Genomic DNA, 25,125 nt, shown 5'->3' on the forward strand with positions numbered 1-25,125 from the left:
AGGACCGACGGACGCAGGAGCCAGCCATGACGGACCTCTCGCCCACGGGACCGCCGCCGCAGGCGGGCGACGGCGGCTTCGCCGTCGTGGAGATGTTCACCTCGCAGGGCTGCGAGAGCTGCCCGCCCGCCGAGGAGGTGCTGACCGAGATCGAACGGGACGCCCGGAAACGGGGCGAGCCCGTCTTCGCCCTCGGCTTCCACGTCGACTACTGGGACCACCTGGGCTGGCCCGACCCCTACGCCGCCGCGGCGTACACCGCCCGGCAGGAGGCGTACGCCCGTGCCTTCGGGACCGGGCACCTCTACACGCCGCAGATGGTCGTCAACGGCACCGCCGAGTTCGTCGGCTCGGACCGCCGGCGGGCGGCGGAGGCCATCGCGTCCGCGCTGTCGGCGGCGGCCGTCACGCCGCTCGCCCTGACGGTCGGGGATGCGGGCGGCGGGCACGTGGTGGTGGACTACCGGGCCGAGCATCCGCCGGCGCGGGGCATGCTGCACGTGGCCGTCGTGGAACGCGGCCTGGAGAACGACGTCCCCCGGGGCGAGAACGCCGGACGCCGGCTGCGGCAGGACAACGTCGTGCGGGCCTTCACCTCGGTGAGCCTGAACGCCGACGAGGGGCGGGTGGACCTGACGGTGCCGCCCGACCTCGATCCCCGGCAGGCGTCGGTGGTCGGCTACGTGCAGCAGGAGGGTGAGCGGGCCGTGGTGGGCGCCGCCGCCGTCGACGTGTCCGGCTGAGACCGCCGGCCCGTCACGGCCCGAAGGTGAAGACGTACGCGCGGAAGCCGGGCTGGTCGGTGACCAGGGTGAGCAGGTGGTCGTCCCGGGACGCGCCGGCGACGAGCCGGATCATGCCGGGCCGGTCGATCGGCGCCACCGAGTCCGCGCCCACCGTGGCGCCCCGCTCCGCGCCGATCGGCTCTCCGTCGAGCAGCACCCGGAGGGCGGCCTGACCGGCGGGCCCCGGATGGACCACGAGGTTCACCTCGCCGGCGTTGAAGGGCAGCGCCAGCTCGCCGATCCCGGAGCCGAGCTCCACGTACTCGCCGCTGCTGAGCCAGTCACCGGCCACGCTGAACGAGCCCGGCACCCCCCGGTCGGCGCCGAGGTAGGTCTCCGGCGTGATGCCGACGTAGCTGGGCTGGCCCGTGGTGGCGAACGCCGACACCTCCGGGCTGACCGGGGGCAGCCGCGTGCCCGGCGCCCGAATCTCCAGCAGCCGCCGGATCTCCGACTCGACCCGCTCGTAGTCGCCCTCCCCGACCCACCGCTCGACGAACCGCCCGTCCGCGTCGAAGAGGTACTTCGCCGGCCAGGCGTCGTTGCCGAGGGCCCGCCAGAAGGTGAAGTCGTTGTCGAGCGCGATGGGATAGGTGAGCCCGTGGTCGCGGATCGCCCGGTCGATGTTCTCGGCGTGCCGGCCGAACTCGAACTCGGGCGCGTGCACCCCGACGACGGTGAGGCCGAGGTCGGTGTAGTCCCGGTGCCACGCCTTGACGTACGGCGCGGTGCGGATCCAGTTGATGCAGGTGTACTCCCAGATGTCCACGAGGACCACCCGGCCGTGCAGGGCGTCGGGGGTCAGCGGGGGCGAGTTCACCCACCGCTGGACGTCGATCGGGGGGATCTGCCGCACCATGCCAAGGAGGCTAACCGCGCTCCGGGGCCGGCGAGGCGGAACGCCGACTTCACCCGGTCCGACTGTGGGAAGGGCTTCCCGGTGAAGCCGGACAAGGCGCGCGACGTGAGTCGACATCGGGCGGTCGGGCAGGAATGCCGGACCACAGCCGGATTTGCCGCTTCCGATGCCTTCCTATACTTCGACCGTGGGCACCGTATCGCTGTTGGGCACCGGTTTCTCGTCCGGCGTATTCATCAGCCACACCAGTCGAGAGCGGAGCGCGAACGAGCTGAAGCCCGGCGACACCCTCAATCGGCACCGGTACCGAAAACGCTATCTGCGCCAACTTCTGGATCGGTTACCGGAGAGTTTCGCGGCCAAAGAGCTCGAGGTGTGGATCGACCAGCGCGAGGTGGCCGCCGGCGACCGGTTCGAGCAGGCCGTATGCCTGTCGCTGATCCGCTGTTCGGCGGCCGTGGTGCTGGTGGACCAGGACGCGCTGACGTCCGAGTACATGCAGGAGGAGGCCCGCCTGCTCGGCTGGCGCAAGACGCTCGAGCCGGACCTCCCGATCATCCCGGTGCTCCTCGGTAACGTCTCCGCCCTCGACTTCGCCGACAGCCCGCTCGGCAGGGCCGGGGGCCTCGCCGCGCTGTCGGTGCTGACCCCTACGAACCGCAAGCAGAACGAGGCGGCGGCGCGCCAGACGGCGCGCGAGATCAGCGACCAGGTCGGCGTCGTGCCGCTGCCGCCCCGGGCGGCCCGCTGGGTCAACGACGTCGCCCACTTCATCTCGGCGGCGCCCGGGCACGCCCTGGAGGAGGCGGCGCGGACGCTGGGGATCGGTCTCGACACGTTGCAGGCCCACCGCGAGAAGCACGCGCTGGTCGCCGCGGCGCTGCTCAACAGCAGCCTGCCGGTCGCCTACCAGGTGATCCGGACGATCGCCGAATACCTCCCGGCGGGAAGCCTCACGTCGGCCAAGCGGCGCCTCGTCCCGCTCTGGGTCGACCTCGACCACGCCCGCACCCTCATGAGCGTCAGCGAGGCGCCGTCGCAACGCCGCATCGTGCACCTGATCGCGGGCCGGTTGCTCCCGGCGCAGCACGCCGTCCTCCGCGCCAGCCCGTCTCCGGACAGCGTCCAGATGGCCCAGCTCAGCGGGGTGGCCGGCGAGGACATGGCGGCCGAGCTCATCGCCCGCTACGACGACCGGCTGCGGTCCGCCATGCATTTCCATCCGGATGACGGCCCGGCCGACGTCGAGCGGTACCTCCAGCACGAGAACACCGTCGCATTCGCGCTCATCAAGTGCGACCAGGTCCCCACGCGAATCGTCAAGGAGGTCGTCCTCGAACTCATGCGGCGCTTTCCCGGCATCGTCTTCGCCCTCGTGTCGGCCCAGCCGGCGGCCGACTCGACCATCATCCGGGGCCGCCGGATCCAGTTGGCCGGCGACGACCAGACCGACCGGCAGACCTGGCGCCTGATCCAGCGCATCCGCGCCCTGAGCACCGAGATGGCGGACGCCGATGTCGACTGACCAGGCAGCACCCACCGATGCCGACCTCACGGGCGCCCTCGACATCCTGGACAACCTCCGCGACAGCCCGACGCCCGCCCCGGCCCGGCTCGGCGACTCCCGGTCCGGTGACGTCTACCTGGTCACCGACGAGATCGTGACGGCGCTGAAGGTGGCCCTGCTGACCGGGCGGCCGCTGCTGCTCGGCGGCCCACCCGGCTGCGGGAAGTCCAGCCTGGCGAGCTACGTCGCCCGCAACCTCGGCGTCGCCTACTACGAGTTCGTCACCACGGACGACTCCCGGCCGGCCGACCTCACCTCCCGGCTGGACAACGTGCGCCGGCTCGGTGACGCGCAGGCGCAGCGGCTCGCTGAGGGGCCGGGGATGGCCTCCATCGCTCCCTACCTGGAGCCGGGTCCGCTGTGGTGGGCCCTCAACCCGGACTCGGCGGCCGCGCGCGGGCTTCAGGAGACGCCCGGACACGAGTCGGACCTCGAACCGGCGCGTCCGCCCGTGCGACTGGTCGACCACAAGCCCGCGAACGCGGGCGCCGTGCTGCTCATCGACGAGATCGACAAGGCGGACAGCGCGTTCTGCAACGGGCTGCTCGTCCCCCTCGGCAGCCGGCAGGCGTCCGTCCCGGGCCTCGACGTCACCGTCCTGCCCGCACCCGACGCCCCCGACTGGAGCCCGCTGACGATCATCACGACCAACAACGAGCGGGACCTCCCGGAGGCCTTCCTCCGGCGGTGCATCGTCCTCCGGCTGCCCGCGCCCGGCCCGGACCGGCTGGTGGAGATCGCCGACCGGTACTTCCCCGCCCTGCCGGCGGAACTCCGGTCGCTCGTGGGCGACCTCGCCCACCAGGTCGCGGGCGCGTCCACCGACGAGCGTCCCGTCAGCACCGCCGAGTTCCTCGACCTGGTGAAGGTCGTCCTGCACCTGACCCAGGAGGGGCGGCTCGACGACCGGACACTCGAGACGATCAAACGGGTCACGCTGCACAAGCACGACCTGTACGGGCGCCGCGACCGCATGTGGTCCACATGACTCTGCGCGACGCCCTGCTCATCATCGCCCACCGGGATCGCCTCGCCGATCTCGACGGCGCTCTCGCGCTCGTCGGGGTGCGACTGGAGGACCAGGTTCCGTCGCCGGTCGCCGGGGCGCTGGCGGCCGCCGACCCGGCCGACCTCCTGGACGACGACATCGACCACCGTGTCGTCGGCATGGTCGCCGACGGCTGGTCGGACGACGAGGTCGGCTCGGCGGAGCGCACGTTCGCGGAGGAGCCGGGCGGTACCTCCCCGGCGCCCGGCCACGGTGCCGGGCGACCGGGGACAGCCGGTCCGAGGGCCGGCGGCCGGGTTCGTGGGGGCAAGCCTCCCGGCATGATCGCCGCGGTGGTCGACGCGCAGGTGGTCCCGGTCGACGACCAGCGGGCCGCCCCGCTGCCGCAGACGGCGTACCGGCCGGTGCCCCGGTCCGCCGCCGCGGGCCGCCGGACCGACCCGGCGTTCGCGGTCCGCACCCTGTCCTCCACGTTGCACAGCCTGGTGCGGGTGTGGCGGCACGGCACGGAGCCGGACATGGACGCCGTCGTCGACGCGATCGCCACGATGGAACCGCTCACGCAGGTGCCGACGACCCGGCGGCTCGGCCAACCGGACCGGATCTGCGTGCTCAGCGACCTCCAGCTGCGGTCCGGGCCGTACCGGGACGACGTGCGCTACCTGCTGCGTACGGTCCGCCGGCTGTTCAGCGACGGCAGACTGGAGTTCATGACGTTCCGGGGATCGCCCGCGCGGGGCTGCGGGACCGGACCGGTGTGGACCTGGAAGCCGTACGAGGCCCACCCGAAGTTCGACGTGACGATGGTCGTCGGCGTCGGAGTGGCGACGCGGGAGGGCGACCCGGACGACATCCACCGGTTCGCCATGTCGCTGATGAGCGACGGTCAGCAGGTCTGCACGGTGCTGATCGGTGCGGCGCCCCTGACGCCGACGGCCCGGCCCTATCCGCAGCTTCTCGTCCGGGACTGAGCGGCGTGCCGGCGACCTGGACCGAAACCCTCTCCGGTGAGCTCGAATGGGAGCCCTCGCCGGCGACGACCCTGGGCATTCTGGTGAGCGGCCCGCCGCTCGCGCCGTACCCGCTGGTCCGGCAGGTCCGCCGGGCTCTCCTGGGCCCGGGGACGCTGCACCTGGAGGCCGAACTCAGCGAGAGCGACATCGTCGAGGCCGTCTCGAAGGACGGTGTCGAGCTCACCGCCGAGTTCCGGACGGCCGCGCGCGAGGCGCTGCGCCGGCAGGTCCTCGCCGGCGTGGTTCCGGCGGCGGAGCTGCGCGCCGCCACCCGCTGCGACGACCTGGGCATGAGCCCGCTGCTGCTGCTGGAGGAACAGCTCGTCTGGGCCTACCTCAGCCAGGACGACCCGCGACAGGAGTGCGACCGGCTGCTCACCGACTGCCTGCTGACCATCGCGCGGGAGGACCGCCGACGGATCCTCGACTGGGCCGCCGGTGCGCTGTTCCGGCTGCCGGACCTGGTCCTGGACACGCCGTCGGCGTGGCTGCTCAGTGAGGTCTGCCTGGCACTGCACCGGGAGACCCGTCGCCTCCCGCCGCCACCGATGGAGAACATCCCGTCCGGACCGTTGCAGGAGGTGCTCCGGCTCGTCCCGTCGGCCCTGGTGGGCTTCCACCGCGACGGCACAACCCTCCAGCTTGGTCCCATCGGCCGGCAGCGACGGATCGCGTTTCCGCTGCCGGCGATCGCGCTGCGCCCGATCACGGTTACCTGGCCGGAGCCGGACGACGCGACCGGGTCGGGCCCGGCGGGTGGTCCCCGGCGGGACCACGAGCTGACCGTCGACACCGCGGACGGCGTCGTGGAGATCCCGGTCGGGTCGGGGCCGGTGCGGCTGCGCAACGCCGCCGGCGCGACCGTCGACCTGGCGGCCTTCGATCCGGACGGACCGCCTCCGGAGCTGGCCGACGTCGACCGCATGCTCGACCTGCTGGAGGATGCCTGGCGGGAGTCCCGCCCGCTCCGCGCCCAGATCGTCCGCTCGATGTCGGCGACGGCGGTCATCGTCCGGTTCCACGACGCGTGGGCGATCAGCGCCTACCTGCGGTTCGAGCGGGGCTGGGTCGAGGAGCAGGGTCTGCGGACCTACCGGCTGGTCGGCGAGGACGTCGAGGTCCGGATCAGCAACTTCGACCGCCGGCTCCAGCGCATCATGTGCCGCCCGGCCACCACCACGACCGGCATCCTGACGCCCGGTATGGACCTGGTGGGTCGGTTCATCAACGCCGCCGACTTCGGCCTGTTCGTGAGTGTTCCCAAGACGAGCCTGGGTTTCGCGGGCCCCACGGCCAGGGGCCTCGTCCACGAGTCGGGGTTCCTGCCGGGATGGCGGCGGGACGGAGCGCCCGGGTTCGAGAAGGGCGAACCGCTGGAGGTACGCGTCGTCACCGTGGATCCGGACACCGGCCGGATCAGCCTGAGCCTCAAGATGGACCGGTTCCTGTCCCAGTATCCCGAGGGAGCGGTGGTGGAGGGCCGCGTCGTCCGGGTGATGTCGTTCGGCGCGCTCGTGGCGATACCCTCCGGCGTGGACGGCCTGCTGCACGTCAGCGAGATCGCGGCCGACCGGGCCCTGGCGTTCGGCGACACCGTGCTGGTGCGGGTGCTGAGGGTGGACCACGACAGCCATCGGGTCTGGTTCGCGACCGAACCGCGCGTTCCCGAGGGCGCACCGACCCGGAAGGTCATGCTCGCACCGGGCGCGGCCGCGCGTGGCGGGGGCGCGGCGCCCGCCGACGCCGAGCGGATGGGGGCGGTGGCCGAGTTCATCCGCCGGACACTGGGCGGCCTCCCCGGGCCGATGCGGCTCGTCGACCTGGCAAAGGCGATCAACGACGAGTTCGGCGCCGCCGTGACCGGGGAGTGGCTCGGCTTCGGAAAGTTCAGCCACATGCTGGTCGGGCTGGTCCCCGAGGTGGAGGTCGACGCGGAGGGCCCCGGCCACGTCCGGCTGAGGTGAACGCCGCGTCGACCACAGCCGCCGGGCCACCGTGGGTCTGGCGACCGGTGAGCCGGTTCGGCACACTGTGGCGATGGACGTCAGGACGATCTTCACGAGATACCTCGGCGCCGCGACGACGCCGATCGACGCGATTCGTCCGACGCTGTGGAACCCGGATGTCGACCGGGACGGTTACGCCGCCGCCGGGAAGGACTACCAGAACGCGATCCTGGAGCAGTACAAGCTGTACGCGGAGATGGCGGACCGGATCAGTGCGCGGCGCAGCCTCACGAACACGTTCTTCCTCACCCTGAACACGGCGGCCTTCGCGCTCATCGGCGCCTTCTGGCGGGACCGGCCGGCGGCCTCGCCGTGGCTGCTGGTGTTTCCGCTGGTCGCGCTGGTCGTGCAGTGCGTCGCCTGGTTCTTCCTGGTCCGTTCCTACCGGCAGCTCAACTCGGCGAAGTACGTCGTGCTCGGCGTGCTGGAGGAGCGGCTGCCGGCCTCGCCCTACTGGAGGGCGGAGTGGAAGGCCCTCGGCGAGGGCAGGGACAAGGCGAAGTACTGGCCGTTGACCCACCTGGAGCAGTGGGTGCCGGCGATCTTCGCGGCCACCTATCTCGCCGCCTTCGTCGTGGCCGTGTCGGGCACCTGACCCCTCCCGGCGACCAGGAACCGACTTCTCGCTGAACTCAGGCACAAACCGGCCATACACGCGGGGGTCGAATCGTGCCGCGTGCCGCAGGCCGGACGGGGTATTCCGCTGCGCCCGGTCGGCCGGAGGGCGACCGGGTCGTCCCGCGCGCCGGTCACCCGAGGAGCAGGTCTGATGAGCATCGTCCAGTCGAGGCGCCTCACGCCGAACGTCGCCCTGCTCCTGCTCGCCTCGATCATCGTGTCCTTCGTGGCCGCGTCGACCGCCCCGAGCCCCCTCTACGGGATCTACCAGGCGCGCTGGCACTTCTCGCCGATCACCACCACGGTGGTGTTCGCCGTCTACTCCGTCGCGGTGCTGGCCACCCTGCTCACGGTCGGCAAGCTCTCCGACCATGTCGGCCGGCGGCCGGTCCTGCTCGCCGCGATCGCGGTTCAGATGATCTCGCTGGTCATCTTCGTCCTCGCCGGCGGCGTACCCACGCTGGTGGCCGCCCGCGTCGTGCAGGGCATCGCGGCCGGCGCCGCCACCGGCGCGGCGGCCGCCGCCATGCTCGACATCGACCGGTCCCGCGGCACGCTCGCCAACTCGATCGCCCCGGGCATCGGCACCGGGGTGGGCGCCCTGCTCTCCGCGCTGCTCGTCCAGTACCTGCCCGCGCCGACGCGGCTGGTGTACCTCGTCCTGCTCGTCGTCCTGCTGGTCCAGGGTGTCGGGGTCGTGCTCATGGCGGAGACGGTCACGCCGATGGCGGGGGCGCTGCGGAGCCTGCGGCCGGAGATCACGCTCCCTCGCGCCGTACGCGGGCCGATGCTGGTCGTCACCCCGGTCGTCTTCGCCGTCTGGGCCCTGGCCGGGTTCTTCGGCGCGCTCGGCCCGGCGCTCGTCCGCGCCCTCATGAACTCGTCGATCGTGGCCGGGGGCCTGAGCATCTTCATCTTCGCGGTCTTCGGGTCCGTCACCATCCTCGTGCTGCGCGCCCGGCCGGCGCGGACCGTCATGCTCACCGGCATCGCCGCGCTCGTGCTCGGCATGATCATCACGCTGGTGTCGGTCTCCATGGACTCCATCGCCGGCTTCTTCGTCGGCCTCGCGTTCGGCGGCGTCGGCTTCGGAGGCGGCTTCCAGGGCAGCCTCAAGACCGTCACGCCCCTGGTCGAGGCGCACGAGCGCGCCAGCGTCCTCTCCCTGCTCTACATCGTCTCCTACGTCGGCTTCGGCCTGCCCACCGTCATCGCCGGCTTCCTCGTGGTCCACGGCGGCGGTCTGCGCCGGACCGCCGAGGAGTACGCCGTCGCCGTCATCGTGCTCGCCGCGGTCGCGCTGCTCGGGCTGCGTGGGACGGCCCGGCCGACAGGGGTGAGCCCGCGATAGCGTCTAGGTGATGCACAACCCGCCCGGACCAGCCGCCCTGACCACGGCCGAACGTGCGATCGACGCCCGCTCCCGCGCGGTCCTGGCCCGGCTGCCCCGGCACGGGCCGGCCGGCTGGCTGACCGAGTTCGCGGTGTTCGGGCTGAAACAGGCCTGGGCGTGCGTCTTCGGCGGGGCGATGCTGGCGGTCATCTTCGCGGCGCATCTCTGGTATCCGAGGGACCCGGCGTTCGCCCGCAACGACTTCCTGACGCTCGCCGCGGTCGCCATCCAGATCGCGATGGTGGCCGGGCGCCTGGAGACGCTGCGCGAGCTGCGGGTGGTGGTGCTGTTCCACCTCGTCGGCACGGTCATGGAGTTGTTCAAGACACAGGTGGGATCCTGGTCCTACGCCTCCGACGGCCTGCTGAGGATCGGTGCGGTGCCCCTGTTCAGCGGCTTCATGTACGCCGCGGTCGGCTCCTACCTGGTCCGGGTCAACCGGCTGTTCGACCTGCGTTTCACCCGCTACCCGAGGCGCTGGCTGACGGCTCTGCTGGCCGCCGCGATCTACGCCAACTTCTTCACCAACCACTACGTCTTCGACGTGCGGTGGCCGCTCATGGCCGCCGTCGCGCTCGTGTTCGGGCGCTGCGTCATGCAGTTCCGCATCTTCCGGCTCCGGTGGCGCATGCCGCTGCTGCTGGCCTTCCTCCTCGTCGCCTTCTTCATCTGGCTCGCCGAGAACATCGCGACCTGGTCGAACGCCTGGCTCTACCCCAGCCAGCTGGGCGGCTGGCACCCGGTCTCGCCGGCGAAGCTCGCCTCCTGGTTCCTTCTCATGATCATCTCGGTGGTGCTGGTCACCTGGATCTCGCCGCCCCAGCCGCCCGACGACGGGCAGCCGCCCACCGTGCGCCCGGACGCCGCTACCCGGCGGCGACGGACACCGGTGCGCTGAGCCGGCCCTCGTTCGCGCTGCGATCCAGGCCGGAGACGCAGTAGGTGAGCGTCCGGCCGGCCGGGGCGGTGCGGTCCACCCAGTCAGCCCCACGGGTGGTGCCGACGAGCCGGGCCGCGTCGCCGTCCACGCGGTAGACGGCGAAGCTCATGGCATCGTCGCCACGCCAGGTGAGCGTCACCCCGCCGGTGTCCTGGCGCCGCGCGCCGGTGATCGCGGGCGCCGGTGGCGGGGCCGCCGGCAGCTGGGCCATCGTCGGCAGCAGCGCGGGGGCGGCGTAGTGCGCGTCGCTGTACCGGCTGACCGCCCCGAGCTTGTCGGCGCGCACCTGCCGGGCGCTGAAGTGGACGCTCCCGCTGACCCCGTGCCGCCGGTTCAGGGCGAGCTGGCGGTCCAACTCGGCCGGGTCGCGCCAGGCGCCGCGCTCCCCCACCCGGTAGTCGGCCTGGCCGATGTAGAGCTGCACCCGGGTGCCCCGCACCGTGGCCGCCCACCAGGGCAGCAGCTTGGCGTAGTCGGCCTTGCCGAAGCCGATGTGCCAGTAGAGCTGCGGCACGACGTAGTCCAGCCACTGCTGCCGTACCCAGAGCCGGGTGTCGGCGTAGATGTCGTCGTAGCTCTGCAGGCCCGCGCTGGCCGAGCCGGCCGGGTCGGTGCGCTTGTTGCGCCAGATGCCGAACGGGCTGATGCCGAACTTCACCCACGGCTTGATCGCCTTGATCCGCTCGCTCATCTCGCGGACCAGGGTGTTCACGTTGTCCCGGCGCCAGGCGTCCTTGTCGGCGAAACCCCGGCCGTGGCGGGCGAACGCCGCGTCGTCCGGGAAGTCCTGCCCGGCCTCCGGGTACGGGTAGAAGAAGTCGTCGAAGTGCACCCCGTCGACGTCGTACCGCTGGACGGCCTCCAGCATCGCGTCCTCGACGAACCGCCGTGCCTCCGGGATGCCGGGGTTGAAGTAGAGGCGGCTGCCGGGCCGGTCGGCGCTGGGATAGGTCGCCACCCAGTCGGGGTGCCGCCGCAGCGGGTGGGTCGGCGCGAGCTGGTCGATGCGGGGGCCCGGCCCGCCCACGGTGGCCGGTTGGCCGCCCCGGTAGGGGTTGAACCAGGCATGGAACTCCAGGTTGCGGGCGTGCGCCTCGGCGACCATGAACTCCATCGGGTCCCAGCCCGGGTCGCGGCCGTCGCGGCTTCCGGTCAGCCACTCCGACCACGGCGCGTAGTTCGACGGCCAGAGGGCGTCCCCGCTGGGCCGGACGTGCACGAAGACCGCGTTGTGGTGGCGCCGCACCGCCAGGTCCAGCCAGCCCCGGAACTCGGCCCGCGCCGTCTCGGCCAGCAACCCCCGCCGGCTCGGCCAGTCGATGTTGTTCACCGTCGTGATCCACATGCCGCGCAACTCGCGGGTCGCCCGGGCCGGCCGGCCGGCGCAGTCCTCGCCACCGCCCGCCGGTCCGGCGACCCTGGCCCCGTCACCCGAGGACGGCGCGCCGCCGTCGACGACGACCCGGTCCCGCAGCGACCAGGCGCCGACCGCGGCGGCCACCGCGAGGGCGACGACCACCGCGACGAGCGCCCGGGTACGGCGGCGGGGAACGGGCGGAGCGGGCGCGGGGGCGGAGGGCATCGCCCCAGTCTGCCAGCGCCCCCGGCCGGGTGAAGTGGCCGGAACCGCTTCTTAACGGTCGCCTAAGGCGGGGCCGGTCAACGGCTCGCCCGGCGACCACACCGGACGGCGGCGTGGGCCGGTCCCGTGTCGGACCGGCCCACGCTGCTCGGAATCCGCGGTTCGCCGACCGCCGCGCCCCGGCGCCGGACGGCGGCGCCTCAGCCCTGGATGAGCGAGGCCCCGTAGTAGGTCAGCGACCCGATCTGCGCGTCACCCACCGGCCGCAGCAGCGGCGCGTACCAGACCGTGCTGGACCCGTTGGGGCTCACGCCCGGGCAGACCGCCGTGCCGGTCACCCCGGCGGAGACGGTGCCGCGCCCGTCGATCCGGCCGTCCGAGCGGTACGAGTACACCGGCCCGCCGCTGTCGCCCGGCGCGGCCGCGCAGCCCCCGGCGACGATGTGGTTGGCCTGCGTCACCGGCCCGATCACGTAGCCGACGTTGACGAACTGGTTGACCACGCTGACCCGCAGGCTGCAGTGCTCGCCGCTGGAGGAGCCGCCGGTGCAGACGTAGTTGCCGACGTAGTCCGAGGCGGCGCCGCCGACCCCGATGCTGGTGGCGGCGTTGTACGCCCCGGTGTAGATCCGGCCGCCGGCCGCGACCCGGATCATCAGGGTGTCCCGCGGGTTGTTGTCGTTGATGATCGGCCCCATGGTGTTGGTGGGGCCACCACCGTCGTACGCGACCTGGCCGTTCGCCCCGCAGTGCCCGGCGCTGAGGATCTGGCGGGCGTCGTTCCAGTACACCCCGAAGCCGGTGCTGCATCCGCCGCCGGCGTAGTACCGCGCCCCACCCCAGTACGGGGCGAAGTCGTTCTGGCGGTTGAGCAGCGTCGGGCTCGACGCGGTGCTCACGTCGAGCGGCAGCCGCGCGGTACGCAGGACGTCCCGCTTCCCCGACGCCAGCGCCTCGCCGGTGACGGTCACGGCGAGGCCGCTGCCGTCGACCTTGGCGGCCACCGAGACCGCGCGCGGGTCGGCGGCGAGCCGCTGCGCCTCGGCGACCATCTCGCGCTGGTGGAACCGGGCCGGCCTGAACGTCACCGGCACGGAGAGCCGCCTGGCCAGGTCACGGACCGACCCGGGGACCCGGCCCTTCCAGTAGACGGTGAGCCTGCGGGCCTCCGGCGCGGCGACCACGCCGGCGAAGCCCGCACCGCGCGCGGCCGTGATCTCGCCGGCGGCCGCGTTGAGCCGGTCCTGGACCGCGAACAGCTCACGCCAGCTGGCGAACCCGCCCGGCACGGCCTCGGCCGGCTGGGTGGACGGCGTGACGGGTTTTCCGTCGGCCACCGCCGGGGTTCCGATCGCGCCGACGGCGACGAGCGCGGCGGCCAACGCGAAAAGGGTACGGCGCACGACCGTACCTCCGCGTCCGCCCGGTGTCGTTCGACTCATGGATTTACCTCCTGAAAGTGAGAGCCGCCGGGGCGAAATTTTCCCCGGCCGAATTCGAATTCTGCGGCGGTGAATCCCGTTCACCAGACTCCTGCTGCCAAGCGGACTCAGCCATTTACCGAACAGATGCCGCCGTGCGACCATGGCCGGTTCGAGCCCGCCTGAACAGGGAAGATGCTTTACCGTGAGGGCTTTTCCACAATTCCGTACCGCTGTCGGAAAATAACCACTGATTGAACGGGCCCTCGCCTTTTCCGACTTGCCGAACACCGGATTCCGCTGTCTCTCAACAAGAAGAGCGCCGCTCGGCCTCTGCGGTAGGTCGCATCGCCGGCCCGGCCGGCACGGCAGGTTCGGGCTTCTGCCCTCAGGCGATTCTGTTGAGATACGCGACCCGCGTCGTGTCGGGTGGCGGCATGCCGTCCGACGCCGCGCAGCCCCGCTTTCCGCGTTCCTCGCCCTACTGGCCGGTCGTGAGCCATCCGCTGCTGCGCCGGGTGCTGCCCGGGCTGGCGGTGTCCGCCCTGGGCGACGGCATGGCGCTCGTCGCGGTGACCTGGCTGGCGCTGCAACTGGCGCCCCAGGGGCAGCGCGGCACGTGGACGGCGATCGCGGTGGCGGCGTACACCCTGCCCAGCGCCGCCGGAGCGGTGATCTTCGGCCGGTTCCTGGGCGGCCGGAGCGGGGCCCAGCTCGCCGGCTGGGACGCGGTCCTGCGCGCCGGCGCGCTCGCGGCGATCCCCGCCGCCCACCTCGCCGGGGCCCTCAGCATCGGCCTGTACGTGACCCTGCTCGCCGCGTCCTCGCTGCTGCACTCGTGGGGTTCCGCCGGGCGCTTCACCCTGATCGCCGAACTCCTGCCCGAACGACAGCACCTGCCGGCCAACGCGGTCCTCGCCATCATCGGCGAGACGGCCACCATCATCGGTCCCCCGCTGGCGGGCGTCCTCATCAGCGCGGCCGGTCCGGTCTGGGTCATCGCGTTCGACGCGGTCACCTTCGCCGTCCTGGCCCTGACCTACCGCCTCGCCGTCCCCGACCGCCGGCGGCCGGATCCGCCGGGGACCGCGCCGTCCCGCACGGCCGGCTTCGGCATCATCCGCCACCACCGGTCCCTGCGCCGCCTGCTGGGGCTGACCTTCGGGTTCTTCCTCCTCTTCGGCCCGTTCTACGTGGCCATGCCGGTCCTGGTCACCGAGGACCTGGGCGGCTCCGCGACCACGCTCGGGCTGTACTACACGGCGTTCGGCGCCGGCTCCCTCCTCGGCGGCCTCGCCACCGGCTACCTGCACCGCTGGCCGCTGTGGCCCACCACCATCGGCATCGTCGTCGGGTTCGGCGTCGCCATGCTGCCGCTCGGCCTGGGCGCGCCCGTCGGCCTGTCGCTGCCGGCGTTCGCCCTGGCCGGCCTCGTCTGGGCTCCCTACATGTCCACGTCGATGGCGCTGTTCCAGCGCAGCACCAGCGCCGCGGGACGTCCCCAGGCCCTGGCCGCCAACAGCGCCGTCCTCGTGCTGGCGGTACCCCTGGGCACCATGCTCGGCGGACCGCTGACGACCGGCATCGGCGCCCGTCGGACGCTGCTGCTGTGCGCCGCGGGCACCATCGCCCTCGGACTGGCGGCCGGGCTCGCCAACCTGCGCGGACGGTCCGGTACCGGCGACGACCCGGCCGGGCGGGCCTGGCGCCCGAGGGGCTGCCCCAGCCCGAGGACCCCGCCGGAGCGGGTGCCGTCCGACGCTGAGCCCGGACCGGGGCGAGCGGCCCGGTGATCACCGGCAGCCCCGGGTCGGGCCGGAGCGTCGGTCGTCGCGGAGGCCGACGGGGGTGCGGCGGCTACGGCTATGGTCGGGCGGTGGATGAGCTGTTCGAGGCGGCGGGAACGCTGCGCTCGGCGTACCGGGGGGTGGACTGGGCGTCGACGTCACTGGGCGCGGTGTCCGGGTGGAGCCCCACGTTGCGCGCCGCCGTCGACCTCACCCTGCACTCCCGGTTCCCGGTAACGCTGTTCTGGGGCCCGGAGTTCGTCATGATCTACAACGAGGCCTACGTCGAGCTGATCGGGAACAAGCACCCGGCCGCGCTCGGCGCACCGGCGGCGCGGGCGTTCCCGGAGATCTGGGACGTCATCGGGCCGATGCTCGCTTCGGTGCGGTCGACCCGGCGCGCGACCTGGACGCGGGACATGCGGCTGCTCATGGACCGGCAGGGCTACCCCGAGGAGTGCTACTTCACGTTCTCCTACTCCGCCGCCCGTGGCCCCGGCGGCAAGGTCGAGGGCGTGGTCGACATCGCGACGGAGACCACCGCGCAGGTCCTGTCGCAGCGGCGGCTGATCATGCTGGCCGGGCTCAACGACGCCCTCAGCGGCCTCGATGACCCGGCGGAGATCCTCGACCGGGCGGTACGGGTGCTGCGTACCGTGCCGGAGGACCTGCCCGACGTCGACATCCTGGGCACGGAGGCCGCCCGCGCCGGCCGTCCGCCGCTGCCCGCGGTCCCGTCGACGATCCTCCACGACGGGACCGTCGTGCTGGAGACGTCCGCGGAGACCTCCGTGATGCGGGTACGCCTGCCGGGCGTGCCGCCGTCCGCGGACACGGTCCTGGTGGCCCGGCTGAGCCAGCACCTGCCCCTCGACGACGACTACCTGGGGTTCGTGCGGCTGGTGGGCGCCACCGTGGCGCAGGCGCTGCACCGCGCCCAGACGCGCCAGGCCGAGCGCCGGGTCGCCGTCCTGGAACGGGACCTGTCCGAGCGGTTGCAGCGCAGCCTGCTGACCCCACCCGCGCGGCCGCACCACCTGGAGGTGGCGGTCCGGTACCAGCCGGCGGGCGAGCGGGCCCGGATCGGCGGTGACTGGTACGACTCGTTCCTCCAGCCCGACGGCTCTCTCACGCTGGTCATCGGGGACGTGGCGGGCCACGACCAGCAGGCCGCGGCGACGATGGCGCAGATCCGCAACCTGCTCCGCGGCGTCGCGTACGCCGTGCGGAAGTCGCCGGCCGCGGTGCTGGAGGGCCTGGAGGAGACGATGCGCGGCCTGGGCCTGCACGAGCTGGCGACCGCGGTCCTGGCCCGGGTGGAGCAGGACGAGGAGCAGGCGCGGGACGGCGCCCACACGCTGTGCTGGTCCAACGCCGGGCACCCGCCACCGGTCCTCATCGCCCCCGACGGGACCGCCAGCCTGCTGCACACGACGCCGGAGATTCTGCTGGGCGTCCAGGCCGGCGTCGCGCGCGGTGACCACCGCGTCACCCTCACGCCCGGCTGCGCCGTGGTGCTGTACACCGACGGCCTGGTCGACCGGCGCGACGCGGTCATCGACGAGGGGCTGGCCGACCTGATCCGGACTCTCACCGGCCGGCACGGCTCGACCGCGGAGCAGCTCTGCGACCAGCTGCTCACCCGTTACGCCGCCACCAGCGACGACGACATCGCCCTGGTCGTGCTGCGGATACCGCCGGAGCCCGCCGGCATCCCGCGGTAGGCCGCGCCGCCGCGGCACTGCCCGCGGGGGATATCCGGAATGCGGGTAACCTCTTTTCCATGGGCGGTGCCAGACCGCCGGCCGAGATCGACTCGACGGGGGCCGGGTACGCGCGACACGAGTCGTCGTCGCTGCTGTCCCGGCCGTTCACCGCCGCCACCATCACCGAGCTGCGGCATGCCGTCGCCGCCCGCGTCGAGGCGGCGGGGCTGACCGGCGAACCGGCCGAGGACTTCGTCCTGGCCGTCCACGAGCTCGCCACCAACGCGGTACGCCATGGCGGCGGAGCGGGCCACCTGCACCTTCGGCGACAGGGCGACGAACTGCGCTGCGACGTCGTCGATCACGGCCCGGGCACCGACGCGCCGTCGGTGCAGCGGGCCGGCGGGACGGAGGCCGGCGGCCGGGGCCTCTGGCTGGCGGACCAGCTGGCCGACTCGCTGGTCCTCCGCCGTCGCGCCGACGGCCTGACCGCCACGGTCACCATCCGGCTGCGCTGACCGCGCCGGCGGAGTGCTCTCGAAGCTGAACAGCGTCTCGGCCCGGTCACCGGCTCCCTCGGCCGGCAGAAAACAGCCGTGGGGGCTCAGCCGATCTCGTGGATCTTCGCCAGTTCGGCGGCGAACTCGGCGTCGGTGAGCGCGCCACGCTGGTGTTGCCGGGTCAGCGCGTGGATGTCTCGCCGCTGGTCAGCGCTCAGGGCGTCGCGGGCCGTGCCGGTCCGGCCGGCTCCGGCGGATGAGGTCGTCGGTCGGGCGGCGGCGGGCGGCGGCGCCGGCAGGCCGGCGGAGGCCGCCAACCGGCGTTGCGCGTCGCGGTGGTGCGCCCGCAGGGTTGCCAGGATCTCGTCGTAGTGTTCCGGCCAGGTGGCGAGCCGGCCCAGTTCGGGCCGGAACGTGAACGGCCGGAACAGGTCGCCGCGCTGCAACGGGGTCTGTACCGCGACGCCGTCGGTCCGCTCGATGACGATCGCCGGGCGGCCCATGTCCAGGCCCGCCACGGTGGCCATGCCGCTGCGGATCTCCGCGACCGACGCCCAGGGCACCGTGGTCGTGTGCAGGAGGGAGCGGGACCGGACGCCGCCGTCGCTGACGTAGACCCCGAGCATCGCGTGCCGCGCCGTGCCGGCGGCGCCACCGGCCAGCCACACCGCGAAGAAGATCGCCACCGGCGTCGGCAGCTCCCCGCGCAGGTACATGATCACGATGAACGTGGCGAGACCAGCCACCCCGACCAGCCCCAGCACCGCGAATCCCGTCGTGATGTCGAGCGAGTACGGGCGCTGCCATCTCCGCATGCCGTCATGGTGGGCAGCGGCGTCAACCCCGGGAGGCGGGTCAGGCGGGACGCAGGTGGGTGCGCCGGCTCTTGCGCCCCGCCTCGTACGCGGCCCGGGCGGCCCGCCCCTCGGTGGTGCCGGCGACCTCGGCGACCGGTACGTCCCACCAGGCGCCGGCGTCCGGACCGGCCTGGAACCGGTCGGTCCGGACGTGCACCACGGTGGTCCGGGTGGCCGCCGTCGCCGTCGCCAGCGCCGCCCTGAGCTGCGCCGTGGTCGACACCCGGATCAGGTCGGCGCCGAGACTGGCCGCGTTGGCGCCGAGGTCGACCGGCAGCGGCTCACCGGCCCGGTCGGTGTAGGCGGTGCCGAGCCGGTGCGCGCCGACACTCTCCGACAGCCGGCCGATCGAGGCGAAGCCGGAGTTGTCGACCAGCACCACGACGAGCTTGACGCCCTCGGCGACCGCCGTGGCCAGCTCGCTGGGCAGCATCAGGTAGGACCCGTCGCCGACGAGCACGAACACCTCGCGCTCGGGCGCGGCCAGCTTCACCCCGATCCCGCCGGCGATCTCGTAGCCCATGCAGGAGTAGCCGTACTCCACGTGGTAGCTCTTCGGGTCGGCGCTGCGCCACAGCCGGTGCAGGTCGCCGGGCATCGATCCGGCCGCGCACACCACCACGCCGCGCGGGCCGGCGGCGTCGTTGACCGCGCCGATCACCGCGGTCTGGGTGGGCGGCGCGTCCGGATCGGCGTGCCGGGCGGCGTCCGCCACGGCCGTCCACCGCTCGCGCAGCCGGGCCACCGACTGCCGGTACGCGGGCTCGGTGGCCCAGCCGGCGCAGGCGTCGTCGAGGGCGGCGAGGTTCTCCCGCGCGTCGCCGACGACCTGGGTGCCGGACAGCTTCGCCGCGTCGAAGCCGGTGACGTTGAGGTTCACGAAGCGCGCCCCGTCGCCGAAGAGGGTGCCCGAGGCGGTGGTGAAGTCGCTGTAGCGGGTTCCCACCCCGATCACCACGTCGGCGCCGGCGGCGATCTCGTTGGCCGCGGTGGTGCCGGTGACGCCGATCGCGCCGAGGGCGAGCGGGTGGTCGTGCGGCAGCGCGCCGGTGCCGGCCTGGGATTCGGCCACCGGCACCCCGTGCTCCTCGGCGAACCGGCGCAGCGCACCGGTGGCCCCGCTGTAGATCACCCCGCCGCCGGCCACCACGAGCGGCCGGCGGGCCGCCCGCACGATCCCGGCCGCCCGGGCCAGCGCCGCCTCGTCGGCGCGGGGGCGCGGCACGTGCCAGACCCGTTCGGCGAACAGCTCGTCGGGCCAGTCGTACGCCTCGGCCTGCACGTCCTGCGGCAGGGCGAGGGTGACCGCGCCGGTCTCGGCCGGGTCGGTGAGCACCCGCATGGCGGCCAGCAGCGCGGCCGGCAGCTGTTCGGGGCGGTTGACCCGGTCCCAGTAGCGGGAGACCGGCCGCAGCGCGTCGGTGACGCTGACGTCGTAGGAGCGGGTGTCCTCCAGTTCCTGGAGCACCGGGTTGGCCACCCGGGTGGCGAAGATGTCGCCGGGCAGCAGCAGCACCGGCAACCGGTTGATGGTGGCGCCGGCGGCGCCGGTGACCAGGTTCGTCGCGCCGGGCCCGATCGAGGTGGTGCAGGCCAGGGTGCTGAGCCGGTCGGTCATCCGGGCGTACGCCGCCGCCGTGTGCACCATGCCCTGCTCGGTGCGGCAGAGGTGGTACGGCAGGTCGGCTCCGGCGGTGGCCAGGGCCTCGCCGAGCCCGGCGACGTTGCCGTGGCCGAAGATGCCGAAGCAGGCCGGGATGAGCCGTTGCCGCCGCCCGTCGCGTTCGGAGAACTGCCGGGCCAGGAACGCCACCACCGCCTGGGCCACCGTCAACCTGGGCATCACGCCTCTTTCGTTACGGGCCGGGTCAGCGGCAGCCGCGGGTCCACCGGCTGGCCGGCCCAGCTGCCCCGGATCCAGCCGTGCCGGGGATCGTCCACACAGGCCATGGTCCGGGCGGCGCCGGGTCCAGCCAGCACGTTCAGGTAGTACAGGTCGTAGCCCGGGGCGGCCATGGACGGTCCGTGGTAGCCGTACGGGACGAGCACCACGTCGCCGGTGCGCACCTCGGCCAGCACGTCGATGGGCCGGTCGGCGGTGCCGTAGACCCGCTGGTAGCCCACCGGAGCCGCACCGGGCTCGCCGCCGGCCACCTCGAAGTAGTAGACCTCCTCCAGCGCGGCCTCGATCCGCCCGTCGTCGTACGTCCGGTCCTGCTCGTGCTTGTGCGGCGGGTACGACGACCAGTTCCCGCCGGGCGTGAGCACCTCCACGGCGACCAGCCGGTCGCAGTCGAAGGCGTCCGGTGCGCAGAAGTTGTTGACCTGCCGGCTGGCCGGCCCGGCGCCGCGCAGTTCCACCGGCACGTCCCGGGCCGCGCCGTAGCGGGGCGACAGCCGGCGGGTGGCCCGCGCCGACGGCAGCGCGAAGCGCCCCGCGCCGCGGATCGTCACGTCGGCGTCCCGGGGCAGGTAGGCGAAATCGGTGACCGCCGTGAAGACCGACTCGCGCCCGTTCAGCGCGAGCCGCAACCCGTCGCAGTGCACGGTGGCGGCGCCGGCCAGTGGCAGGACCAGCATCTCCTCGCCGCCGGTGGCGAAGCTGACCTCGTCGCCGGGCGGCAGGGTGAGCACCCGCAGCCCGGCGTACGTCCAGCCGGCCCGCTCGGGGGTGACCTCCAGCGCCCACGGCGCGCGGGCGGTGCCGCCCCAGGGCAGGTACGCGTCGCCGGTCCTCACGTGTCCCGCCCGGTGGGCAGCAGCGAGCCGGCCAGGTCAACCGCGGCGGCCACGTCGTCGTCGGGCGGGTAGAGCAGCGCCCGGCCGACCACCAGGCCGCGTACGCCGGGCAGCCGCAGCGCCCGCGCCCACCGCGCGTAGACCACGTCGGGCGCCTCCACCGGGTCGCCGCCGAGCAGCAGGACCGGCAGCGTGGTCGCGGCCATGACCTGCTCCATCTCGTCGACGGCCGGCAGCTTCAGCCAGGTGTACGCGCTGGTCGCGCCCAGCGCCTGCCCGACGCTGACGCCCTTGATGACCGCCTCGGGTCGCAGGTCGGCGCTGACCCGGCGGCCGTCACGGGCCACCCAGAGCGGTTCGACGAGGGCCACGGTGCGGTGCGCGGCGAGGGCGGTGACCGCCTGCGCGCACGCCTGGAGGGTGGCGGCGGTGCCCGGGTCGTCCGGGTCGATCCGGCACAGCATCTTGCCGCCGTCGTAGCGCATCGCGGCGATGCTGTCGGCGTCGTAGGCGGTGAACCGGTCGTCGAGTTCGAAGGTGGCGCCGGAGAGGCCGCCGCGGTTCATCGAGCCGATGGCCAGGCGGTTCTCCAGCGCCCCGAGCAGCAGCAGGTCCTCCAGGATGTCCGGGGTGCCGAGCACGCCGTCGACGCCGGGCCGGGACAGCGCCACGCGCAGCCGGTCGAGCAGGTCCACCCGACCGGCCATGGCCATGGGCCGGTCCCGCACGCCGAGGGCGCCGCGGGCCGGGTGGTCGGCGGCGATGACGAACAGCGGCCGGCCCGGTTCGGGCCAGGGGCGGCGGGTACGGCGGGCGGCAGCTTCGGCGATCGCCTGCGGCCGGTGCGCGCGGGTGCGGGTCAGCGCCTCGTACTCGGTGCTCACCGGGTTTCTCCTGTCCGGGCGGCGGTGGACGACGCCGTACGCGGCGCGCCGTCCCCGGCCAGCGCCACGGTCTCGGCGTAGTCGGGCATGGCAGCGGAGCAGGCCAGGCGGGAGGCCACGATCGCCCCGGCGGCGTTGGCGAAGCGCAGCGTCCGCTCCAGCGGCCAGCCGCGCAGCAGGCCCAGGCAGAGCGCGCCGCCGAACGCGTCGCCGGCGCCGAGCCCGTTGACCACGTCGACCGGGACCGGTGGCACCCGTACGCTCTGCTCCGGCGTGCGGGCGAGCACGCCCGCCGGGCCGAGCTTGACCACGGCGAGCCGGGGCCCGCGTTCGAGCAGCAGGTCGGCGGCCCGGTCCGGGTCGCGGGTGCCGACGGCGATCTCCACCTCGTCGAGGTTGCCGACGGCGACGGTGACCCGGGGCAGCGCCTCGGCGACGGCCGCGGTCGCGGCCGCCGGGTCGGGCCAGAACATCGGCCGGTAGTCCAGGTCCAGCACGGTGTGCGGGCGGCCGGCCCGGGCGGCGAGCGCGGCCGTGTGCGCGTCGCGGCTGGGCTGCTGGCACAGGCCGGTGCCGGTGAGCCAGAAGACGCGGGCCGAGACGATCGCGTCGAGGTCCAGCTCCTCGGGACGGATCTGGAGGTCCGGGGCCGTGGGCGTGCGGTAGAACCAGAGCGGGAAGTGGTCCGGGGGGAAGATCTCGCAGAAGGTGATCGGGGTGGGCAGCCCGTCGACCGGGCGGACGTGGCTGTCGTCCACACCGAACTCGCGCAGTGCCCGGTGCACGTAGTCGGCGAACGCGTCGGCGCCGGTGCGGGTGATCACCCCGGCGCGCAGCCCCTGCCGGCTGGCCGCGACCGCCACGTTGGTGGGGCTGCCGCCGAGGAACCTGCCGAACGTCTCGACCTCGGCCAGCGGCGTGGCGACCTGCAACGGATAGATGTCCACCCCGACCCGGCCGATGGTGAGCACATCGAGCATGCGGCGCCCTCCGTCCCGGCTGGCGTCGGCGTGTCCGCCAGCTCCATCCCGTCCCTGATTGGTAACAGTGCTTCACGAGTTGTGTCAATGTGTTGTCATGACATCTGCCCTCTGCGCTGGGTGATCGCTTCGGTACAGTGGCGCCCGTCAGCACGCCCGATCCCGCGCAGCCGCAGCGAGGAGGTTTCCGTGACCGGCCCCGAGATCGCGGTCGACCGCAGCAGCCCGGTCCCGCTCTACTTCCAGGTCGCGGAGCAGTTCGCCGCGGCGATCCAGCGCGGTGACCTGGCCCCGGGTGACCGCCTGGACAGCGAGTTGCAACTGGCCGACCGGCTCGGGTTGTCCCGGCCCACGGTGCGGCAGGCGATCCAGCACCTGGTCGACAAGGGACTGATCGTGCGCCGTCGTGGCGTGGGCACCCAGGTGGTCCGGGGTGAGGTGCGCCGAGCCGTCGAGCTGACCAGCCTGCACGACGACCTGGTCCGGGCCGGTCAGCGACCGTCCACCTCGGTGCTCGAACTGGCCACGGTGGCCTGCCCGCCGGCGGTCGCCGCGGCGCTCGGCCTGCCGCCCGGCGGCGAGGTGCAGCACCTGCGCCGGCTGCGCTTCTCCGACGGGGAACCGCTCGCCCTCATGGAGAACTGGCTCCCGGTCGACCTGCCGCGGCTCACCATGGCGGCCCTCCAGGCCGACGGCCTCTACGCGATCCTGCGCGCCGGCGGGCGGCGGATCCGCGGCGCCCACCAGCGGATCGGGGCGCGGGCCGCCACCGCCGCCGAGGCGCAGATGCTCGGCGAGCGGCGCGGCGCGCCGCTGCTCACCATGACCCGCACCGCGTACGACGACCAGGGCCGCTACGTCGAGCACGGCGCGCACATCTACCGGGCCAGCCGCTACTCCCTCGAGGTGACCGTCGCCGAGCGGTGACGGTGGATGTTTCGCGCTCATTTCACTGACAGGTATTTACGTCGTCAGGCTGTCATGACATTGTGGCCGCAAGCACCGCCGGCGGCGGACGTGCGGCCGGCGGGGTGATCCCGCGAGTCTCTTCGAAGTCACTCCTTGCGAAGGGAAACAGCCCATGTCAGCCAAGCCGAGACGCGCAGCGGGCGTGCTCGCCGCGCTCACCGCCGTCGCCCTCGCCGCCACGGCCTGCGGCGGCTCGGACGAGCCCGCCGGTAAGGACGCCAAGAACATCACCCTCACCATCTCCGCGAACTCCATCGTCGGCGGCAAGAACTCCGCCGGCGCGGAGTGGATCGAGAAGTGGGTCATCCCCAAGTTCGTCGAGGCGCAGAAGGCCAAGGGCGTCACCGCCAAGGTGACGTTCCAGGCCAGCGGCGTCGACGACGAGCAGTACAAGACCAAGCTGGCCCTGGACATGCGCTCCAAGGGCGGCGCCGACGTGATCGCGGTGGACGGCATCTGGGTCGGCGAGTTCGTCCAGGCCGGCTACCTCAAGCCGCTGTCCGAGGTGGCCGGGAACCAGGTCGACTCCTGGGAGGGCTGGTCGCAGATCCCCGAGACCGTGCAGGGCCTCGGCTCGTTCGAGAACAAGCGCTACGGCATCCCGCTGGGCACCGACGGCCGGGTCCTCTACTACAACAAGAAGCTCTTCGCCCGGGCCGGCCTGCCCGCCGACTGGCAGCCGAAGAGCTGGCAGGAGATCCTCGACGCCGGCACCAAGCTCAAGGCGCTGCCCGGGGTGACCCCGATCCAGATCAACGCCGGCACCGCGATGGGCGAGGCCACCTCCATGCAGGGCGCGCTGCCGCTGCTGGTGGGCGCGGGCGGCGAGATCTACAAGGACGGCAAGTGGTCCGGCGCCACCCAGCCCGTCAAGGACATGCTCGACTTCTACACCAAGGTCTACGGCGGCGGCCTGGGCGACCCGAAGCTCCAGCAGGAGGCCAAGGGGCGCGACAAGTCGTTCGCCGAGTTCGCCGCCGGCAAGATCGGCATCCTCGCCGAGGGTGACTACTTCTGGCGCAGCGTCGTCAACCCGAAGGACGGCATCGCCAAGATGGCCGACCGGGACACCACCGTGGGGTACGCGATGATCCCCGCCAAGCAGCCCGGCGCGGGCATCCGCGGCCAGGACTTCGTCAGCATGTCCGGTGGCGGCGTCCGGGTGCTCAACCCCAACTCCAAGTTCCCCTCCCAGGCGTGGGAACTGCTGTCGTTCATGGCCTCGGCGGAGGCGGTCAAGGCGGAACTCGCCGGCGCCGCCCGGATCACCGCGCGGACGGACGTCAACAAGGAGGTCCTCGCCGCCGATCCGATGCTCAACTTCGTCGCCGAGAAGGTGCTGCCGCTGACCGCCTACCGGCCGCCGCTGGCGGTCTACCCGCAGGTGTCGGTGGCGCTGCAGGAGGCGACCGCCGCGGCCGCCTCGGGCAAGAGCGCCGACGAGGCGGCCGCCGCGTACCAGAAGAAGGTCGAGGGGTTCGTCGGTGGTCCAGGTAACGTCACCTCCTGA

The 25,125-nt window shown here is 73.2% G+C and carries 21 protein-coding genes; 13 read left to right on the forward strand and 8 right to left on the reverse strand.

The genetic code is table 11. The annotated features are described in order from the left end of the window. Positions 1 to 26: 26 nt before the first annotated feature. Positions 27 to 743 carry a DUF1223 domain-containing protein gene (locus IEY96_RS20955; protein ID WP_189196496.1) on the forward strand — a complete coding sequence of 239 codons (717 nt, stop codon included), beginning with the start codon at positions 27 to 29 and terminating at the stop codon, positions 741 to 743. A 13-nt stretch (positions 744 to 756) separates the two neighbouring features. Here IEY96_RS20955 and IEY96_RS20960 read toward each other — a convergent pair whose 3' ends face one another. Further along, positions 757 to 1,644: a redoxin family protein gene (locus tag IEY96_RS20960; protein WP_189196497.1), complete on the reverse strand. Its 888-nt coding sequence runs from the start codon at positions 1,642 to 1,644 to the stop codon at positions 757 to 759. 154 nt (positions 1,645 to 1,798) lie between these two features. Between IEY96_RS20960 and IEY96_RS20965 the strand changes: the two genes are divergently transcribed. The 7 genes from IEY96_RS20965 to IEY96_RS20995 all read left to right on the forward strand — a co-directional run bounded on the left by IEY96_RS20965 (position 1,799) and on the right by IEY96_RS20995 (position 10,148). Beyond that, positions 1,799 to 3,169, forward strand: coding sequence for a toll/interleukin-1 receptor domain-containing protein (locus IEY96_RS20965; RefSeq protein WP_189196498.1), 1,371 nt, complete (start codon positions 1,799 to 1,801; stop codon positions 3,167 to 3,169). Further along, a complete protein-coding gene (locus tag IEY96_RS20970) occupies positions 3,159 to 4,199 on the forward strand; it encodes an AAA family ATPase (protein ID WP_189196499.1) in 1,041 nt (346 codons plus the stop codon). The genes IEY96_RS20965 and IEY96_RS20970 overlap by 11 nt, the downstream gene beginning before the upstream one ends. Continuing rightward, the gene (locus IEY96_RS20975; protein ID WP_189196500.1) at positions 4,196 to 5,191 is read left to right on the forward strand and encodes a hypothetical protein; all 996 of its coding nucleotides are present in this window, start codon (positions 4,196 to 4,198) and stop codon (positions 5,189 to 5,191) included. Before IEY96_RS20970 ends, IEY96_RS20975 begins: the two co-directional genes overlap by 4 nt. A 5-nt stretch (positions 5,192 to 5,196) precedes the next feature. Beyond that, the gene (locus IEY96_RS20980; RefSeq protein ID WP_189196501.1) at positions 5,197 to 7,197 is read left to right on the forward strand and encodes a S1 RNA-binding domain-containing protein; all 2,001 of its coding nucleotides are present in this window, start codon (positions 5,197 to 5,199) and stop codon (positions 7,195 to 7,197) included. A 73-nt stretch (positions 7,198 to 7,270) separates the two neighbouring features. Then, positions 7,271 to 7,834 carry a RipA family octameric membrane protein gene (locus tag IEY96_RS20985; protein ID WP_229791745.1) on the forward strand — a complete coding sequence of 188 codons (564 nt, stop codon included), beginning with the start codon at positions 7,271 to 7,273 and terminating at the stop codon, positions 7,832 to 7,834. Positions 7,835 to 8,008: 174 nt separating this feature from the next. Further along, positions 8,009 to 9,208 (forward strand): MFS transporter, encoded by a 1,200-nt coding sequence (locus IEY96_RS20990; RefSeq protein ID WP_189196502.1) that lies wholly within the window; start codon positions 8,009 to 8,011, stop codon positions 9,206 to 9,208. A gap of 10 nt (positions 9,209 to 9,218) precedes the next feature. Then, a complete protein-coding gene (locus IEY96_RS20995; protein ID WP_189196503.1) occupies positions 9,219 to 10,148 on the forward strand; it encodes a DUF817 domain-containing protein in 930 nt (309 codons plus the stop codon). Here IEY96_RS20995 and IEY96_RS21000 read toward each other — a convergent pair. Both IEY96_RS21000 and IEY96_RS21005 read right to left on the reverse strand, forming a co-directional pair. Continuing rightward, positions 10,117 to 11,772, reverse strand: a complete 1,656-nt coding sequence (locus IEY96_RS21000; RefSeq protein ID WP_189196504.1) for a glycoside hydrolase family 10-like protein — start codon at positions 11,770 to 11,772, stop codon at positions 10,117 to 10,119. The two genes, IEY96_RS20995 and IEY96_RS21000, sit on opposite strands and share 32 nt — an antisense overlap. 200 nt (positions 11,773 to 11,972) lie before the next feature. Next, the gene (locus IEY96_RS21005) at positions 11,973 to 13,175 is read right to left on the reverse strand and encodes a chymotrypsin family serine protease (protein WP_189196505.1); all 1,203 of its coding nucleotides are present in this window, start codon (positions 13,173 to 13,175) and stop codon (positions 11,973 to 11,975) included. A 455-nt stretch (positions 13,176 to 13,630) separates the two neighbouring features. Here IEY96_RS21005 and IEY96_RS21010 point away from each other — a divergent pair, with 455 nt between their 5' ends. The 3 genes from IEY96_RS21010 to IEY96_RS21020 all read left to right on the forward strand — a co-directional run bounded on the left by IEY96_RS21010 (position 13,631) and on the right by IEY96_RS21020 (position 17,204). After that, positions 13,631 to 14,986 carry an MFS transporter gene (locus tag IEY96_RS21010; protein ID WP_189196506.1) on the forward strand — a complete coding sequence of 452 codons (1,356 nt, stop codon included), beginning with the start codon at positions 13,631 to 13,633 and terminating at the stop codon, positions 14,984 to 14,986. Positions 14,987 to 15,069: 83 nt separating this feature from the next. Beyond that, positions 15,070 to 16,704 carry a PP2C family protein-serine/threonine phosphatase gene (locus IEY96_RS21015; RefSeq protein ID WP_189196507.1) on the forward strand — a complete coding sequence of 545 codons (1,635 nt, stop codon included), beginning with the start codon at positions 15,070 to 15,072 and terminating at the stop codon, positions 16,702 to 16,704. Positions 16,705 to 16,763: 59 nt separating this feature from the next. Beyond that, positions 16,764 to 17,204 carry an ATP-binding protein gene (locus IEY96_RS21020; protein WP_189196508.1) on the forward strand — a complete coding sequence of 147 codons (441 nt, stop codon included), beginning with the start codon at positions 16,764 to 16,766 and terminating at the stop codon, positions 17,202 to 17,204. Positions 17,205 to 17,290: 86 nt separating this feature from the next. Here the strand turns inward: IEY96_RS21020 and IEY96_RS21025 are convergent, their stop codons facing one another. Genes IEY96_RS21025 through iolC form a run of 5 tightly spaced genes read right to left on the reverse strand, consistent with a single transcriptional unit; the run spans position 17,291 to position 22,646 of the window. Further along, entirely contained in the window at positions 17,291 to 18,001 is a 711-nt protein-coding gene (locus IEY96_RS21025) for a PH domain-containing protein (protein WP_189196509.1), read from the reverse strand. 40 nt (positions 18,002 to 18,041) lie between these two features. Beyond that, the gene (iolD, locus tag IEY96_RS21030; RefSeq protein WP_189196510.1) at positions 18,042 to 19,886 is read right to left on the reverse strand and encodes a 3D-(3,5/4)-trihydroxycyclohexane-1,2-dione acylhydrolase (decyclizing); all 1,845 of its coding nucleotides are present in this window, start codon (positions 19,884 to 19,886) and stop codon (positions 18,042 to 18,044) included. Beyond that, on the reverse strand, positions 19,886 to 20,782 hold the full coding sequence (iolB, locus tag IEY96_RS21035) for a 5-deoxy-glucuronate isomerase (RefSeq protein WP_189196511.1): 897 nt from the start codon (positions 20,780 to 20,782) through the stop codon (positions 19,886 to 19,888). Before iolB ends, iolD begins: the two co-directional genes overlap by 1 nt. Continuing rightward, complete coding sequence (locus IEY96_RS21040) at positions 20,779 to 21,666, reverse strand: Cgl0159 family (beta/alpha)8-fold protein (protein WP_189196512.1); 888 nt, start codon at positions 21,664 to 21,666, stop codon at positions 20,779 to 20,781. The genes iolB and IEY96_RS21040 overlap by 4 nt, the downstream gene beginning before the upstream one ends. Next, positions 21,663 to 22,646, reverse strand: a complete 984-nt coding sequence (iolC, locus tag IEY96_RS21045) for a 5-dehydro-2-deoxygluconokinase (protein ID WP_189196513.1) — start codon at positions 22,644 to 22,646, stop codon at positions 21,663 to 21,665. The genes IEY96_RS21040 and iolC overlap by 4 nt, the downstream gene beginning before the upstream one ends. Before the next feature lie 189 nt (positions 22,647 to 22,835). On the opposite strand from iolC, the gene IEY96_RS21050 reads away from it, so the two are divergent. Both IEY96_RS21050 and IEY96_RS21055 read left to right on the forward strand, forming a co-directional pair. After that, positions 22,836 to 23,573: a GntR family transcriptional regulator gene (locus IEY96_RS21050; protein WP_107075031.1), complete on the forward strand. Its 738-nt coding sequence runs from the start codon at positions 22,836 to 22,838 to the stop codon at positions 23,571 to 23,573. Positions 23,574 to 23,727: 154 nt separating this feature from the next. After that, positions 23,728 to 25,125, forward strand: a complete 1,398-nt coding sequence (locus IEY96_RS21055; protein ID WP_189196515.1) for an extracellular solute-binding protein — start codon at positions 23,728 to 23,730, stop codon at positions 25,123 to 25,125.

Source organism: Micromonospora fulviviridis (assembly GCF_014648395.1).
Taxonomy (GTDB): Bacteria; Actinomycetota; Actinomycetes; order Mycobacteriales; family Micromonosporaceae; genus Micromonospora; species Micromonospora fulviviridis.